The following is a 16,304-nucleotide window of genomic DNA, read 5'->3' as shown; positions in this document are numbered from 1 at the left end:
CTCTCGATAACCGGCGTATGATGGCGCAAAATGTATGACTAGGAGCTAATTACGCTGAATTTACATACTCACATTGGTGTGCTATTCGCGATTAAGCACTGGTCACTAACCAAGGTTCAGCCTGTGTACGGCTAATACAGACATTAATCGATTTAGACGTTGGCGTATCACACAAATCTCCTTTACTGCTCAGCGGCACCAGCGCATTGGCTTCAGGGAAATAAGCGGCGACGTTACCGCGAGCAATATCAAATGGTACCGCTTTAAACGCCTCGATACGACGCTCAATATCATCATTCCACAATGCTTCTAAATCAATCAGATCGCCTTTGCTCAAACCTTGCTCTTGCATATCATCTTCATTCATAAAGACCACATTACGTTCACCAAATACGCCACGGTAACGATCATCCATGCCATAAATGGTTGTATTGTATTGATCGTGTGAGCGCATGGTTTGCATGACAAACACGCGTTTATCAGTCATCGAGCCCGTATCAAGCCCTGTTACAAACTCTGGTAAACTATTGGCTGAGATCTGAGCTTTACCCTGAGGGGTATTCCAAGTCAGTTCGCGCGCAGAGTTTCCCAAATAGAAACCACCGGGTTCATCCATACGCGTATTTACGTCAGTAAAGCCTGCCAACATCGCTTCCATCAAATCTCGAATACGGTCGTAGTTATCCGCTAACGCTTGCCACTCAACCGGATCAAGTGCTCCAAACGTTGCACTTCCCATACCGGCGACAATAGCGATTTCTGAACGCATTGATGAACTCAAGGGTTTTACTTGCCCTTTAGACGAATGCACCATAGAGAAGGAATCTTCCACTGTCACTTTTTGTTCGCCAGATGCTTGTAAATCGATATCTGTACGTCCATAACAAGGTAGAATCAAAGAATCTTTACCAGGATTAACATGGCTACGGTTAAGCTTAGTCGCGACGTTCACTGTCAAATTGCATTGATGCATCGCTTGCGCGACACGCTCTGTATCTGGAGCTGCGGCAACTAAGTTTCCTCCCATTCCAATGAAAACTTTACTATCACCACGTAACATCGCTTCAATCGCATTAACGACGTTATGTCCATGCTCTTGTGGTGGTTTAAAACCAAATACTGCTTCAAAATTATCAAGGAAGGTTTGATTCGGCTTTTCGTTAATGCCTACAGTACGATCACCTTGCACATTCGAGTGACCACGTACCGGACACAAACCCGCGCCTTCTTTACCGATTTGCCCGCATAGAAGCTGTAAATTTACCAATTCCTGAATCGTCGCGACCGAGTGTTTATGTTGAGTAATCCCCATCGCCCAAGTGACAATCACTCGCTCTGCGGCTTGATAAATATCCGCCAGTTGAGTGATATCATCAAACGATAGCCCAGATTGCTCAACAATATCGTCCCATGAAGTCGCACGCACAAGATCTAAATATGCATCCATACCTTGTGTATGCTCAGCAATAAATTCTAGGTCAAATACCGAGCTGCCCTCAGACATGGCGGCGTCGTGGCGAGCTAGCAAAGATTTCACCATGCCACGAACAATCGCCATATCGCCACCAAGTTTAGGGGTAAAATAATGGCTCGTTGTCGGGGTAGATCCATTACTTAGCATTTCTAAAGGGTGCTGAGGATTGGTGAAACGCTGCAGTCCACGTTCTTTCAAATTATTTAAGGCGACCACTTTCGCCCCTCGGCGGTAGGCACTAGACAGTGTTTCTAGCATCCGAGGGTGATTGGTACCTGGATTTTGTCCGAATAGAAAAATCGCATCCGCCACTTCAAAATCATCGATTTTGGTGGTGCCCTTACCAATACCAATCGTGCTTGCTAAAGCCACGCTAGTGGCTTCATGACACATGTTAGAGCAATCAGGGAAGTTATTGGTGCCTAAGCGTCGGGCAAAAAGTTGATAGATAAAAGCCGCTTCGTTACTCGTCCGCCCTGAGGTATAAAATTCTGCTTGGTTCGGGTTATCCAGCGCTTTCAAGTGCTGGGCTATTAACGCAAACGCATCATCCCAACTAATCGGTTCATAATGATCCGTTTCTTCGTTATAACGCATTGGCTCGGTCAAGCGTCCTTGATACTCAAGGAAATAATCAGTTTGTTTATTTAGCCAAGTCACGGAGTATTGGCTAAAGAAATCACGATCAACGCCTTTCGACGTCGCTTCCCAATTCACGGCTTTCGCGCCATTTTCACAAAAGCGAAAACGCCCAGGAACACCTTTCTCCCCCCAAGCACAGCCTGGACAATCAAACCCTTGATCTTGGTTAGTTTTCATCAGATTTGAAAGGTTTTTAGCGACATTCTCACTTTGAAAAAGATGCTTCGTCGTGCTTTTCAATGCACCCCAACCACCAGCTGAACCATTATATTGTTTTATACTCATACTTTTTCTCACTCATGCTACGTAGAGATGTAACCTGCATTACATGGACTACGTTAAACCGGTTTTATTCAGACGGTTCACCTCTTATTGGGTATTCGTCTCAATAAACGAATCATCGTTTTATACGCCAAACACGGTACTTGCCAATTGAGCTATGGCACAGATAAACAGCGACGCTGCCTCTAGCCTATTCTTTAATAAACTTATGTTTTAAATGAAGTTATTATGAAACTACTCTTTATACCCGAATCATAGATACAGTTATCCCACCAATATAGTGTAAAGGTAGGATGCATTCGGGCTTATCAGAAAACAACGATGATGCACAGTTAAAGAACTCGTTATTTGGTGATACATGGTAAGTAATGAATCGACGCTATTTTATCATCGTTGCCACATAAACTTACAATTTAGTAAGGCCATGTGGCACAAAAACTACTCCTCACACCAGCAAACGTCAACTGCTAATATTGACCAGCGTCTGTCGCCATCGCGTATTTGTGACATTATTCAACAAAGGAATTTACACCTGTGTTTCGTAAAGTTCACATTTTTGATTCATTTCCTCATCTTGCGAATGAGGCCAATATCGAGCGTCGACAATGCCAATCTCTAATGCCGTATCAATATGATAGGTACAGCTACCTTTAATGCCATCAGAGTGTATTTTTATTATGTCAACCATATCAGCAGGTAATGTGCGGCGTAAAATAGCATGAATTTGAGCACGGACTTCCTGAATAAACTTAGCTGTTATTGGTAACAAAGTCTCATATCGTTGATATTTAACATCCCCTTCATCTTCAAGGCCAAAGGTTTGATAGATACGCACATCGCCGCGTAAAAACCATACATAGTTCAAATAACGTCTCGAGTGCCTCGTATCAGCCATAAACGCTTGATTAACCGTAATGGAACGGTTTTGTGTAAAGACAATAAAGGCATAAAGCGCTAACAATTTTGCTGACAGTGGGACGGTTATCTCACCAACGGTCAGCGAGCGAACAACTGGATCGATAGTTACGTGTAATGGCTTGCGAATTTGACTCATTACCATCACCGCTTAGCTTAATTAATATAATGGGTCTCAAAAACCACCATCTGATGTTCATTTTCATCAATAAGCTGCTGAATAATTTGGCTTAATATCACGCGTTGAGCCGCATTGCATGTCTCTAATACGCAAGGCTTGTCTGCGTTTAGATTAAAGGTACGTGGTTTACTCTTTGCATTCACTTTTAAAACCTTACTGCTGGTTATCAGGCAACATTCAATCTCTTCAGATTCCGATAACACAAGTAACTCTATGGTAGGTAGGAACTGGTAACGTTCCATAAATTGCTCATAATAATCAGACTCTAGATTGTTCGAGGGAGTCTGCGTTACGAATGTCAGCTTTTTGATACCAGATGATAAGATTTGTAATCGCTCAAGTATAAGGTGAGCTATCACGGGATTAGAAAGGCAAAGCTCTGGTTCAACGATAATTAACTCTTGATGCGATGTAAGTAACGAATCTATTTGGCGCACGACATCACGAGTGATTTGATCGACAACAAGCATAGTGCCTATATCGTCACGAGACTTTCCTACTGAGAGATCATCATAATTCATACTTTGGGCGCTCCTTTTCATCATTGAGCATAAAAACCAAAAATTCACGATTAACGCATTTAAATACAATGTCTATTGCTCTCAGGTATCAAGCCGAGCATTGATAATAAGCTCTAAATAGAATTAGAATTTTTGCGCACAATGTCATGTTAAAGTCATGGTTTTATCATAAATAAGACAGAGAAAGGCATTAAAACAAAGTTATTGTGAGAGGTATCACCAATAAAAATGCAAGGAATATAAAATTACATTGGGGCCATGACATCTGGTCAATGACTCTCACCGTTTTGTATTTTCTTTCATATTTATTCTATGAATAGGTCAAACGGATAAACGTTACATTCCGGACATCAACACTGGCATTTGTGCTCAATAATCCCGTATTTCACGTCAATACAGGCAACCTAGTCGACATTGCGAATTCACCGCGCTCGACATTTAAACCTTCGCGTCACTCATGTGAATAATGTAAAACATTAATTTAAACATGTATTTATAGGTGGTTAATGACAGCTGCAACATAGATACCAAAAGTAATACGTCAACAAAATTATCACCATTATATTTTGCATGCTGTGTCTAGCGTATAGACGCTCGGCCAAGCGCCTTAATAGGATAGGTTTTAGAATGATCTATGGACGTAGCAACACATCATTGGTGGTTTATGATAAACACTCAATATGCAATCGTGCTATGGCACAAAGCAAGGTATATAAGCAGAGAGAAAGGCAGCGTAGTACCTAAGTCATTAGATACTACGCCGAATCACATTAGTTGCACTGGCTGGACGTGGTGTGATTACTGAGCCGATTCTAATCGGTCAATGGTTTGACTGAACCAGCGTCCATTTAACACGTGTCTGATTAAAAAAGATTTTTTCTTTTCAGAAAGCGATACGTCACTTTTCATCATGTTGAAGACGTCTTCATCCGAATAATCTGTGGATGATAAATACGTAATTGCCGCTTTTTTATTGGCGTCCATCACGTAGATCGATTGGCCTCTCGCTTTACTGGTTTGATTCCATGGGCCCCACTGCGGCGTAATCGACACACTCGGCTGGCCATTATGAATAAAGGAAGTCAACTGACGTTTCATGATACTCGCCAATTTACGAGCACCTTCTTGCTTATACCCTGGTGCAAACGGTGATGGCGCCATGGAACTATCCAGCAATGGTAGATAAACGCCATGGAATGAACCGAATTTTTTAAAACTCTTCCCTGCAATTTGTGCATTCGCCCCATAATTAACTTCACTGGTATAAATGGGCGCATCATAGGCATCGATCATTTGGCTAGCAGAACGTTCTACATTGAAGCGCTTATACAGCATACCGCCGTATTTAAAGACAAATTGATAATCTAAATAATGCTCGGTATTCGTTAAGATCGATTTTTGGGCAAAGTAAGGATCTGACAAGGCAAAAAAAGAAAATTCATTTTTCCCAGTAAACATCATAATAGGCACTGAATTGTACGCCTGGGTGGCAAAGCCGTCTTTAGGCAACACATAACCATCGCGATATAAATGAGGGAAACGGCTCATACGAATACCCGCTTCAGGGAAACATTTTACTAAGTCGGCATCAGATAACGAATATAGAAACTGTTTCGCCGATGATGATTTACCTTTAAGCCATTTACGAGCACTGCTTTCATCCGGCTTAACCCCTTTTTGCACGGCTAAATGCGCGATTCTTTTGGCGAAAATAGCTTGGCTCTTACCAACATCGGCAGTTGTCATGCCACCACTAAATACTATCGCATGCTGAAACTTATGTTTAAAAATAGGCGAAATGAGCATCGCCATCACATCACGGCCACCGGCAGAAAAGCCTGATACCGTAACATTCTCGGGATTCCCGCCAAATTGCGCAATATTGTCTTTGATCCAATCTAAAGACTGGGCCTGATCTAAAAGAGAAAAATTACCGGATGCCTGTGCTTTATCCTGCGTTTTTAATACATTGAGTGGATTGAATCCTAATGGACCTAATCGATAATTCACGGTCACGACAACGGCATTCAAATCATTAACAAAGGTATCTGGATTAAGCTGTGATGCATTGCCCGTTTGGTTATTACCGCCATGAAAATAAACCAGTACCGGCAATGTTTCATCGTTATTCGGTCGATAAATATTTAAGCTTAAACAGCTTTCCTGCCCCACGACGCCTTTCTTACCATTTTGGGTACATTGATGGCCCAGTTTATTGGCTTGGTAGGTATTGTCCGACTGAGGCAGTGGGTGCGGCGCTTGCCAACGTCGCTTTCCGACAGGCTGTTGCGCATATTGCACTCCCAACCATTGATTGACGGTCTCTTGTGCGTTATTCACTCCGACTACGTGACCCTGCGGTAAATCTACGCGTTTATCCATCGCACTTACATTAAACGCGACACAAGAGAGTAGCGCACATATAGCTGAATTTTTCAGCTTTGTTACCAGATTCAATATCATACCTTCACCCAAATTATCTGTTCGAATATTTTGATTGCCGGACTACCTCGGCTTTATCTACAAAAAAACCCGAGACGACGTCAGAAATAGTACTAACATCGTCTCGGGTTTTGCCCAATAAATGGTAACAATCCGTTATAATGCTAAAAACATTAATCATAGTCATGCAAGTCGTCAATGCGCTTGCAAAACTTTTGTGAGAGCGATCTTTTATCAAACTATTCGCATTGGATGAGATGCGCTAAGCAGGCTCACTCATACTCTAAACAAACATGTCCCATGAATACTTACCATCAGCGTTTTCGTCCAAACTATAAAATGTTAATATGATCACATCAAATATGGTTGTGGCAATGGGCGGTAAATAGGGCCTTTTGGGCAATGAGTATAGAGTCGGCTCTATCCGTGCCAGCTGGGGGTATTTCACCCGCTTAACCTTAATAAATAAAGGTATATCTTTCAAATGATTAGCAATAAAATTCAATGGTTTCCGGGTCATATGCATAAAGCTCGTAAAGAAATCGAAGAAGTCATTCCACAAATCGATGTTATCATTGAAGTCTTGGATGCCCGTATACCGTTTAGTAGTGAAAACCCGCTGATTTCATCACTACGTGGAGACAAACCCGTTGTCAAAGTCTTGAATAAACGTGATTTAGCCGATCATAAAACCACAGAGTTATGGATTGAGCATTTAGAACAAGAGCAAGGCGTGAAAGCCATGGCTATCACGACGTCTCAAGCCTCTGAAGTAACCAAAATCATGGAATTGTGCCGCAAACTTGCCCCACATCGCGAAGAAATAGGTAAAAACATTCGCACCATGATCATGGGGATTCCAAATGTTGGCAAATCCACGATCATTAATAGCCTTGCCGGACGCACTATCGCGCAAACCGGTAACCAACCCGCAGTGACTCGCCGTCAGCAGCGCATTAATTTACAAAACGGTATGGTGTTATCGGACACTCCCGGGATTCTATGGCCTAAAGTCGAAAACCCACACAGTGGTTTTCGCCTTGCGGCTACAGGTGCGATAAAAGATACCGCAATGGAATACGATGAAGTTGCTTTTTATACGGTTGAATATCTTGCCGAATATTACCCAGAACGTTTAATGGAACGTTATCAATTAGAAGAAGCGCCCCAATCGGATATCGAGTGGATGGAAGCGATTGGTCGTAAACGCGGCGCACTGCGTGCAGGTGGCCGCGTTGATTTACACAAAGCATCCGAAATTCTTTTGCACGAATTGCGCCAAGGTATTTTAGGACAAATCACGTTAGAGCGACCAGAAATGATCACCGATGAACTGGTGCAAGTCGAAATTGAAGCGGCGCAAAAAGCAGAAGATAAAGCGAGAATTAAAGAAGAACGTCGCAAGCGTTATTTACGTAATAAACGCTAATCCAAACAGGCGTTATGAAAACAATTTGACAAGCTTGATTGATAAAAGTGACGCGAAGGCGTCACTTTTTTATTGACGTTCGATTACTGAGACTTAACTCCACCAGAGTCGTGTCTTAGTCACACTATGCAGGAATGCATACCTATCATTCTACGATGCAGGCGTTGTCACCCCGGCAAGACATAGCAACAGCGCCTCTAAATCGTCCCAAGGCATTAACTGTCGATCGATAACTTCTATCCGTGTTTCAAATCCGGTTAAGCTCAACTCATTGACTGATACCACACCATCAGAAACATTAAATGCATAGCAACCCTCGTCAGTATTCACAACAGCTTTCACTCGCTCTGCCGTTAAGTCGTTAAACACAGAAAAAATATCATCAAACGTAAACTCGTATTCCGCACCGAACAACCAACCACAACTATAAAACCCATCCGCCTGGTTTTCACGGCGAATAAATGCCTCTCCTGGCGGAATTACAAACTGCGGCTCTTCTAAGGCATGCTCATGATGATGCGAATCGATATGTGTCGACGCGCTACCCTCAATACGTGGCATGTCTAAAAGCTCTAGTGGTAACTGGCCTTGTTTCAGCGGGCCACTAAATAACTTTACCGGTGTTTGCTGTGTAATCCACTCGGCGAATCGAGCGTTGTCATCATCACTTGCCATATCAGCTTTGCTCATCATGACAATATCGGCACAGTCTAATTGGTCATTAAAGGTTGCAATACGCGTATAGTTTTCATCACTTAATTGGCGCGCGTCCACCAGCGCGACTGTCGCTTTCAGCTCGACATAATCGATGTATTGCGGCGCGATGAGTTTGGCAATCACTTCTTTAGGATGGCCTAATCCTGTCGGTTCGATTAATAAGCGATCGGGTTGTTCTCTTAACAAAGCGGTCAGTGCGACCGACATCGGCACACCCGCCGTACAACATAAACAGCCACCAGGCACTTCTTTAATCCATGCGCCCTGCTCGGTCATCATGGCTCCATCAATACCTATTTCACCAAACTCATTCACAAGCACCACCCACTTTTCATGCACTGGCTTTTGTTCTAGAAGGTGTAAAATAGTTGTGGTTTTTCCGGCGCCCAAAAATCCTGTAATGATATTGGTCGGTATCTTATTTGGCATAGTGTTCTCCTTTATGTGACGAGTATAACGAAATCACCTAAGAAGCACCATTTTCAGTTTGGCAACGCATATTTTTACGGTGTGTTTACTTTCGTTGATCACAAACAAGGTATTTTTGTACTTATATTTGATAATAACGATTACTTTGATACGGAGATCGTATTTTTCATGCCATACTACGCGCTTATTTCATCAAATTTGCAATCGAACATTCCATATATCGTGGTTTGGTAATGGCATGACAAGCGTATAATCGAAATTGAATCCCTGAATTCACCACGTCAACACCAAAAGGCTTAACTGATAATGACCGCCCGAGAGATAACGCACAGTCTATTACACAAAGTTCCAAAAGATACCATCAATCAATTTCTCTCTATCGATAAAAAACCCATATCCGTCTTATTGCTCTCTGTTATTGTTGGCTTATTATCAGGCTTAATCGGCAGTTATTTTCAAAAAGCCGTTCATCTTGTCTCAGACAACCGCACCGAATGGTTGTCCAATCAAATTGTCAGTATGCTTCCTCTTGGTCTCGCCGCTTTTCTTATTAGTGCCATCCTAGCCATTATTGGCTATTATCTCACGCACCGTTTTTGCCCTGAAGCCGCAGGCTCAGGTATTCCGGAAATTGAAGGAGCAATGGACGGTATGCGGCCTGTTCGTTGGTGGCGCGTGATACCAGTGAAATTTTTCGGAGGCATGGGCGCATTGGGCTCCGGCATGGTACTCGGACGTGAAGGTCCTACGGTGCAAATGGGCGGAGCGATTGGGCGAATGATTTCAGATATCTTCCGTGTTCGTAACCAAGATACCCGTCACTCCCTACTCGCCGCAGGGGCGGCTGGTGGTTTAACCGCCGCATTTAATGCGCCCCTTGCTGGAATAATGTTTGTGGTCGAAGAAATGCGCCCGCAATTTCGTTATACACTGATTTCAATTAAAGCCGTTATTATTTCCGCTGTCATGGCCAATATTGTTTTCCGTTATATTAACGGCCAAGCCGCGGTTATTACTATGCCGCAATATCATGCCCCAGAACTGACTTCACTGAGTTTGTTTTTATTACTTGGGGTATTATTTGGAATTTTTGGCGTTATCTTTAATAGCTTAATTACCAAATCACAAGATTTTTTCTCTCAATTACACCACAATAATCGCAAACGATTTTTATTAGTCGGCGGCTCAATTGGTGGATGCTTTGGTTTAATGTTGCTATATATGCCACAAATTACTGGTGGCGGTATTTGGTTAATTCCGAATATTACCGAAGGTGGCTATGCGGCCGGTTTCTTGTTGCTGTTGTTTGTTGGGCGCATTGTTACGACCTTAATCTGTTTCGGATCAGGCGCACCAGGGGGTATCTTCGCTCCAATGCTTGCACTCGGCACATTATTTGGTTATGCCTTTGGACTCATTGTACACAATATGTTTCCTGAAATGGACATTGAACCTGGGATGTTCGCCATTGCAGGTATGGGCGCATTATTTGCCGCAACCGTTCGCGCACCTGTCACAGGTATCTTACTCGTGATTGAAATGACCAACAATTACTACCTTATTTTGCCGTTAATTATTACCAGTTTGGGCGCGGTTATCTTTGCGCAGATGCTAGGCGGCCAACCGATATACAGTCAACTGCTACGCCGCACCTTGAAAAAAGACAAACTGCAGCAACAAGATTTTGCGTTAACGCAAAAAATCCCGGCTGTGACGAACGCGCCAAATGCGGAAAGAGAAACACAGTAAATCACCCTGTAACTCTGGGCTGCATGTCCCCTTTCTCCTTATATTCACAACCTTGATTACCTAAAAAACCGCCTTTCGGCGGTTTTTTAGCTCAGAATGACCTTTACTGCTACATCTCGTAACTAAAACCAAGCCAGTACGCCCTACCCATTTGATAGTCGGAGCTGATCCCCGTGGTTTCATCCAGCAGGTTATCGATACGCAACGTCACAAGGGCTTGATGATTGTCTTTTTTAAACACTCGATACGACGCATTAAGATAAATCGTGGTTAAGGCTTTATCCTCTACTTCATCGTAGATATCGTAGCGACTCCCACCTGCGTCTTCGTAATTGTCTCCTGTATCAGACAAACTTTCATACTTACCTAAATAGTGAAGCTGAGCCCCTGTATGTAAATCACCATTTAACCACCTTGCATTCCATGCGACAGTCGCTTTTATTGGCGCGGCAAAGTTATCACGAGAACTCATGGAGAAGAGCTCACTCCTAGATATCGTCTTTCCGTGATAGTAAACAACGTCATCCACGTTATCTTGAGATGCTAAATACGTGCTGTAACCAAATGTTTTCGTTTTCGACCACGTGACATTAGCAGAAAAGGCGTGATTATCATACGCTCCCTGCCACTCTACAGAATACTCATAATAATCGGTCTTACCGTCATTGGTCAGAGTATAGTAGTACGGCTTCGTGTCTTTGTGCAGATCACTGCTTGCCAATTGGTCACGGTTTTGGCGATAAACCGTTTTCACGCGGAATTGTCCATCTAAGAACGTGGGCACGGTAATCGCCGCTGATACTTCATCACTATATGGCGTATTAATATCGGCAGAATAATAATCCTGACTTCGACCGCTCTTACACGTATCAGACCAAGGACCTGGGCGTCCGCCATAGGAGCCATCACTGCCATTTTTTAATTCACGTTCAGTACAGCTACTGTACGGTATTTGCTCACGAATCGCATAGCTAAACCCTGATTTTGAGTAATAACGATTCGCCCCAAGAGTGAGATAAGTGTCGTCTAAAAACTCCCAATCGGCGCTTAAACGCGGCGCAATGTTATGGTTTTCAAAGTAATTATTGTAGGAGTAGCGCAACCCAGCACGTATCTCAACCGAGCCAATCTGTCTTAGATATTCCGCCCACAGTGCATATTTATAGAAATCGATATCAACATCATAAGCAGGATGGGTGACTTTTCTTCGTGTCGCGCTCGTCGGAACACACGATGGATCGCCAGCTTCACAATTAAAACTGTCTGTTTCTGCGCCTTTATCAAGGTAATAATAATTCGCCTCTTGCCCACGAGCTTTACTCACTTGTGTATACGTCACGTTTGATCCATAGTTCAGCAAACCAGAGGTCAAATGGGTCGAAAACTCGGTATCCCAAGAATATTCATCTTGAGTTTGATCCAGATCGCCAAGCCCGCCTGTAAAACAGTTCCTAGTCGTACCACACCAATCCAAGTATTTACCCCGCATCCGTACCAAAGGTACGGCCCAATCTCGACTTGAATCATTATTAGTATAGGCGAGTTTCGACATCCAGTCGGTCGCGCCTTTATAGCCAGACGCTTTCACATACATCTGTAATCCGGATGAATCACTCTCCATATGATCATTGCGACGTGCAGGTAAATCTCGTTCACTTTCGTACGGACTATAAAGAATTTGCCCTTCAAACGTTAAATTATCACGGTAAAGATACTCTGCCTTAAGAAGGAAGTTTTGGTTAGTATCGCCATTGTCATAGGACTTGCCGCCATATATTGCGTCTTTTTCGTATTCCACTGTCGATTCGGAATAAGAATAACCAAATAATGTGTACAGCTTATCGGTCAATGGAATATCAAAAGTCACCGATGAATTAGACTTACTAAAATTCGCCGGATCGTCTAACTCCTCTGCATCTTCTGGGTCGTCAAAGTCAGGTTTGTGATAGCGCACCATACTATCGTTTTGAAATTCTGTACTGAATTTAAAACTAAATTCACGTTTGGGCTTACGAACTTCGTAATTGACCACCCCACCACTGAATTCACCGTAACGCGCCGAGATATTAGAATCATAGACTTCAACCGAACCAAGTAAATCAGGATTGACATACAAGGTTTGGCTGGTTTGCCCATAAATGCCATTAGCATCGTTATCAGCATTCGGTTGATAGACATCGTGCAACGAATTCATAGAAATTCCATCAATTTGTACATTGTTCCCATAGATGGGCCCACCTGAAATCGTGAAATCTTTTGGTCGAATCGATTGGATATCGCGTTTACTCGCGGCTTGCTGCGACGACTTATCCAATTGTACGCCCGGCATACGACGCAGTAATTCTGTCGTATCCGTACCACCAGTACGACTATTGTTAATACTTTCTTCGCTGATTACGCCTAAACCTGAATCAATAGGATCATAGCTTTCGTATAAAGGGGCAGATTTAGCGGAATTGTGAGCTTGACCTTCTTCAACGATTTCCATATCACCAAGATCCACGACATCTTCAGCCGCATAACTCATTGGTGCACTAGCCATCATCAAAGCCGCTAGATAAGTGACTTTCATTATATAACCTACTGCAATTAAAAAAATATTTTGTATTTGCCAAAATAATACATTAGTATTACCCACCAATACAAGTGCTAATGATAACTGTTATCATTAGTATTAAATTTTTAATATTTGTCGCTATACAGAGAAGTTTATGCGCTGCTTTACGCTTGTCATCGCGTTAATGGCTTTTTGTCATTTGACCAACGCCACTCCATTAGAATGGAGCCCTAAAGTTCACCATGGCCAACTAGATAATGGCCTTAAGTATGTGTTCTACCCGAGTCCAAAATCCAGTGATCCATTTAACTTACGATTAATCATTAATGTCGGCTCAGTGGACGATCCCGCTGGTCAAAAGGGTCTCGCACATATTGTCGAACACATGGTGTTTCGTGCTAACCGCCAACACCAATCCGACATTCATCACTATCTAGATACCATTGGCTGGGAAACGGGAAAACAAGTTAATGCCCATACGCGGCAAACCGATACCCAATTTATGATTCGAACACGACCCGATGATTCACTCGATCTCAATCAATCCATTGCTTTGTTAAGTGATATGGCGTTCAGTGCGCGCATTTTAAGTAAAGAATGGGCAGTTGAACGACAGGTGATCTTACAAGAAAAGCGTTTAACGGACAGTGTTGGCCGCCGCATTAGTGAAGAGAAGAAACGTATCGTACGCAATGGTTCGCGCTATGTGGACAGACCGACAATCGGCGATACCACAGATATCAATGCGATTACAGCTAAGCAAATTCGCGCCTTTTATCACCGTTTTTACGTACCAGAAAACATGACAATTGTGGCCAGTGGCGCTATTGACCCTCAGGTCTTTACCAAAGCTCTACAAGAACATTTTGCTCGTCAGCCCGCTAAACCTGTACCTGAACGGTCTTATGTCGAACTGCCTTTGTACGACCATTTAAAAATTGGTCAGGTGCAAGATGAACAAGGCAGTACCTCTGCCGTCGTCTTTGGATTGCGCAGTGCGTTACTGGCAAAAAATACCCAAGCGGGCGAATTACAACGTTTACAACATTACTTTTTACGTAAACTCCTACCTCCTTTGCTACGAGGAAGCAGCCAAACATTTTATAGTCATGAAACTTCTGAGCATAAACCATCTGACAACAATAACTTGTCTGTACATTTACGCTTAAAATCGCCTACCAATAATCGGATACTGTTCGCTCTGTATACCAAGACTTCTCAACATAAGCAGGGGTTGCACGTTGTATTACAAGAAATAGAACGGCTTAAGCAAAATGGCATAACACAGCAACAGCTTAATACCCTCAAACACAAAGTTCGTAACGTGATAAAACGTAATCAACGCCTTATTGCGAAGCGCGACTATGCCAAATGGGATGACAAAATCACATCTGCGATTTTACAAGGAAGCGTGGAACAAGATTACGCACAAAAATCTCAACGTCTATTACGCTGGATTGATGCCATGACGGTTGAACAATTAAACCAACGTTTACGTGAATTACTGTCGGCAAAAGATCAATTTCTCTATTATCAAATCCCTGGTGGCGAAGAAAGAACGCTGCCGACGCCGCAACAGGTCAAACACCTACAAGCTACATTTGCTAATCAAGTATTCGCGGCGGCTCAACCTAAATATTCACAATATCAGCAAAAAAAATCTCAGCCTGATGTGAATATCGACTGGCCTGCCCTGCCAAAGCCACCCGCCCATATAGTAAGTCAGGCACGTCACTACCAACACACTATTACCCGTTGGCAACTCAATAACGGTGACACTGTCACATGGTTAAAGCAAGCGACACCACGTAATATGGTCTATGTTAAAGCGCTATCAAACGCTGGCTACCAAAATATGCAACAACCAATTTGGTTATCGCAGGTAGCACATCAAATCTGGGCGCAATCGGATTTGGCTTTTGCGTCCAATAAAGACGTACGACGTTTTCAGCACGAGCAAGGCGTACAATGGCACTGGAGCCAAAATGCCCAAACCCTTGATGGTTCCGCCACCATCCACCCACAAGATTTGACGCAACTGATGCAAATCTACCATAGCCAGCAAACTCAGTGGCAATTTGACTTGCATAGCGTTAAAGCAATGAAAGCCGCGCTACTCAAAGAGTCGACACAACCCTCTAAGCAGCAACAAGAGCGGGATCGTCTGCTCGGTATCCCAGCGGACACTCGTATCACGCCGCAGGCTCTAAAACAAACACCATTAGCAACATTTAAACAAACGGCGAACGAACTTCAGCAGCAACCAGTTAATCTATTCATTGTCGGAGATATACCGGAGCAACGTATCAAAACTATCGTGTTACCGGCATTAGCGAGCATCCAGCGTCAGGACACCTTAGTACCACGCTCGCTCTCTCTTCCAGCAGGTCAACATCGCTTAACTCAGAAAACCTATTCTAATGATATGGCGACCGTAACCATCAAAAGTGACGCGCCAATGGTGTGGACCCCTGAAAAGAGCTTTGTACTATCAACGCTTAACCCTATGATCAAAAAAGCACTGAAGAATGAACTACGTATTCGACTTGGTGGCATTTATAGCACACGCTACGAGTTGAGTTTAGATAAGGATGATCGCGTACGCTCTAGTATTACATTGACGACCGCACCAGAGCGCGTTGAAGAAATGATCGATGCCTATCACCGTGTCATGGCACAATTCGCCAAACAACTACCACACGAGAATTTACCGCGTCTTCGTCATACCATTGCCAAGAATGAAGCGGTAAAAATGGCGAACCCGCCAACCTTATTACGTCGTCTTGCGTTGAGTTATCAACGTTATCAGACACCGCATTACTTAACGTCATTACCGATGTTAGAACAATCCGTGACGTTAGACACGCTCAATCACCTTGTTGAATCATTATTGCCGTTTAAAAATGAAGCAATCGTCATTCGCTTACCGCATACGGAGCACTCGCATTGATGTTAGTCCACAATCG

General features: G+C 43.2%; 9 protein-coding genes. 3 read left to right on the top strand and 6 right to left on the bottom strand.

What is annotated here, in order from left to right; translation table 11 throughout:
- Window positions 1-91 precede the first annotated feature (91 nt).
- The 4 genes from OCU30_RS14640 to OCU30_RS14625 form a co-directional block, all read right to left on the bottom strand.
- The gene (locus tag OCU30_RS14640; protein WP_077314320.1) at window positions 92-2,401 is read right to left on the bottom strand and encodes an FdhF/YdeP family oxidoreductase; all 2,310 of its coding nucleotides are present in this window, start codon (window positions 2,399-2,401) and stop codon (window positions 92-94) included.
- Window positions 2,402-2,924: 523 nt separating this feature from the next.
- A complete protein-coding gene (locus OCU30_RS14635) occupies window positions 2,925-3,452 on the bottom strand; it encodes a hypothetical protein (RefSeq protein WP_077314321.1) in 528 nt (175 codons plus the stop codon).
- 17 nt (window positions 3,453-3,469) lie between these two features.
- The gene (locus OCU30_RS14630; RefSeq protein ID WP_077314322.1) at window positions 3,470-4,015 is read right to left on the bottom strand and encodes a hypothetical protein; all 546 of its coding nucleotides are present in this window, start codon (window positions 4,013-4,015) and stop codon (window positions 3,470-3,472) included.
- 798 nt (window positions 4,016-4,813) lie between these two features.
- Window positions 4,814-6,397: a carboxylesterase family protein gene (locus tag OCU30_RS14625; protein WP_159439125.1), complete on the bottom strand. Its 1,584-nt coding sequence runs from the start codon at window positions 6,395-6,397 to the stop codon at window positions 4,814-4,816.
- Between the two features lie 544 nt (window positions 6,398-6,941).
- Here OCU30_RS14625 and ylqF point away from each other — a divergent pair.
- Complete coding sequence (ylqF, locus tag OCU30_RS14620; RefSeq protein ID WP_077314324.1) at window positions 6,942-7,886, top strand: ribosome biogenesis GTPase YlqF; 945 nt, start codon at window positions 6,942-6,944, stop codon at window positions 7,884-7,886.
- 150 nt (window positions 7,887-8,036) lie between these two features.
- Here ylqF and OCU30_RS14615 read toward each other — a convergent pair whose 3' ends face one another.
- On the bottom strand, window positions 8,037-9,032 hold the full coding sequence (locus OCU30_RS14615; protein ID WP_077314325.1) for a CobW family GTP-binding protein: 996 nt from the start codon (window positions 9,030-9,032) through the stop codon (window positions 8,037-8,039).
- Between the two features lie 306 nt (window positions 9,033-9,338).
- Here OCU30_RS14615 and clcA point away from each other — a divergent pair, with 306 nt between their 5' ends.
- Window positions 9,339-10,781: a H(+)/Cl(-) exchange transporter ClcA gene (clcA, locus tag OCU30_RS14610; RefSeq protein WP_077314326.1), complete on the top strand. Its 1,443-nt coding sequence runs from the start codon at window positions 9,339-9,341 to the stop codon at window positions 10,779-10,781.
- Window positions 10,782-10,890: 109 nt separating this feature from the next.
- Here clcA and OCU30_RS14605 read toward each other — a convergent pair whose 3' ends face one another.
- Window positions 10,891-13,353, bottom strand: coding sequence for a TonB-dependent receptor plug domain-containing protein (locus tag OCU30_RS14605; protein WP_077314327.1), 2,463 nt, complete (start codon window positions 13,351-13,353; stop codon window positions 10,891-10,893).
- 139 nt (window positions 13,354-13,492) lie between these two features.
- Between OCU30_RS14605 and OCU30_RS14600 the strand changes: the two genes are divergently transcribed.
- Window positions 13,493-16,288, top strand: coding sequence for a M16 family metallopeptidase (locus OCU30_RS14600; protein ID WP_077314328.1), 2,796 nt, complete (start codon window positions 13,493-13,495; stop codon window positions 16,286-16,288).
- The last annotated feature ends 16 nt before the right edge of the window (window positions 16,289-16,304 follow it).

Source organism: Vibrio palustris, assembly GCF_024346995.1.
Taxonomy (GTDB): domain Bacteria; phylum Pseudomonadota; class Gammaproteobacteria; order Enterobacterales; family Vibrionaceae; genus Vibrio; species Vibrio palustris.
Note: the sequence above shows the minus strand (reverse complement) of the source record. Positions and strands in the feature narration are given on the sequence as shown.

Coding starts and splice junctions, on each gene's coding strand:
- OCU30_RS14640 (WP_077314320.1), bottom strand. CDS start 2,401: ATGAGTATAAAACAATATAATGGTTCAGCTGGTGGTTGGGGTGCATTG.
- OCU30_RS14635 (WP_077314321.1), bottom strand. CDS start 3,452: ATGAGTCAAATTCGCAAGCCATTACACGTAACTATCGATCCAGTTGTT.
- OCU30_RS14630 (WP_077314322.1), bottom strand. CDS start 4,015: ATGAATTATGATGATCTCTCAGTAGGAAAGTCTCGTGACGATATAGGC.
- OCU30_RS14625 (WP_159439125.1), bottom strand. CDS start 6,397: ATGGATAAACGCGTAGATTTACCGCAGGGTCACGTAGTCGGAGTGAAT.
- ylqF (WP_077314324.1), top strand. CDS start 6,942: ATGATTAGCAATAAAATTCAATGGTTTCCGGGTCATATGCATAAAGCT.
- OCU30_RS14615 (WP_077314325.1), bottom strand. CDS start 9,032: ATGCCAAATAAGATACCGACCAATATCATTACAGGATTTTTGGGCGCC.
- clcA (WP_077314326.1), top strand. CDS start 9,339: ATGACCGCCCGAGAGATAACGCACAGTCTATTACACAAAGTTCCAAAA.
- OCU30_RS14605 (WP_077314327.1), bottom strand. CDS start 13,353: ATGAAAGTCACTTATCTAGCGGCTTTGATGATGGCTAGTGCACCAATG.
- OCU30_RS14600 (WP_077314328.1), top strand. CDS start 13,493: ATGCGCTGCTTTACGCTTGTCATCGCGTTAATGGCTTTTTGTCATTTG.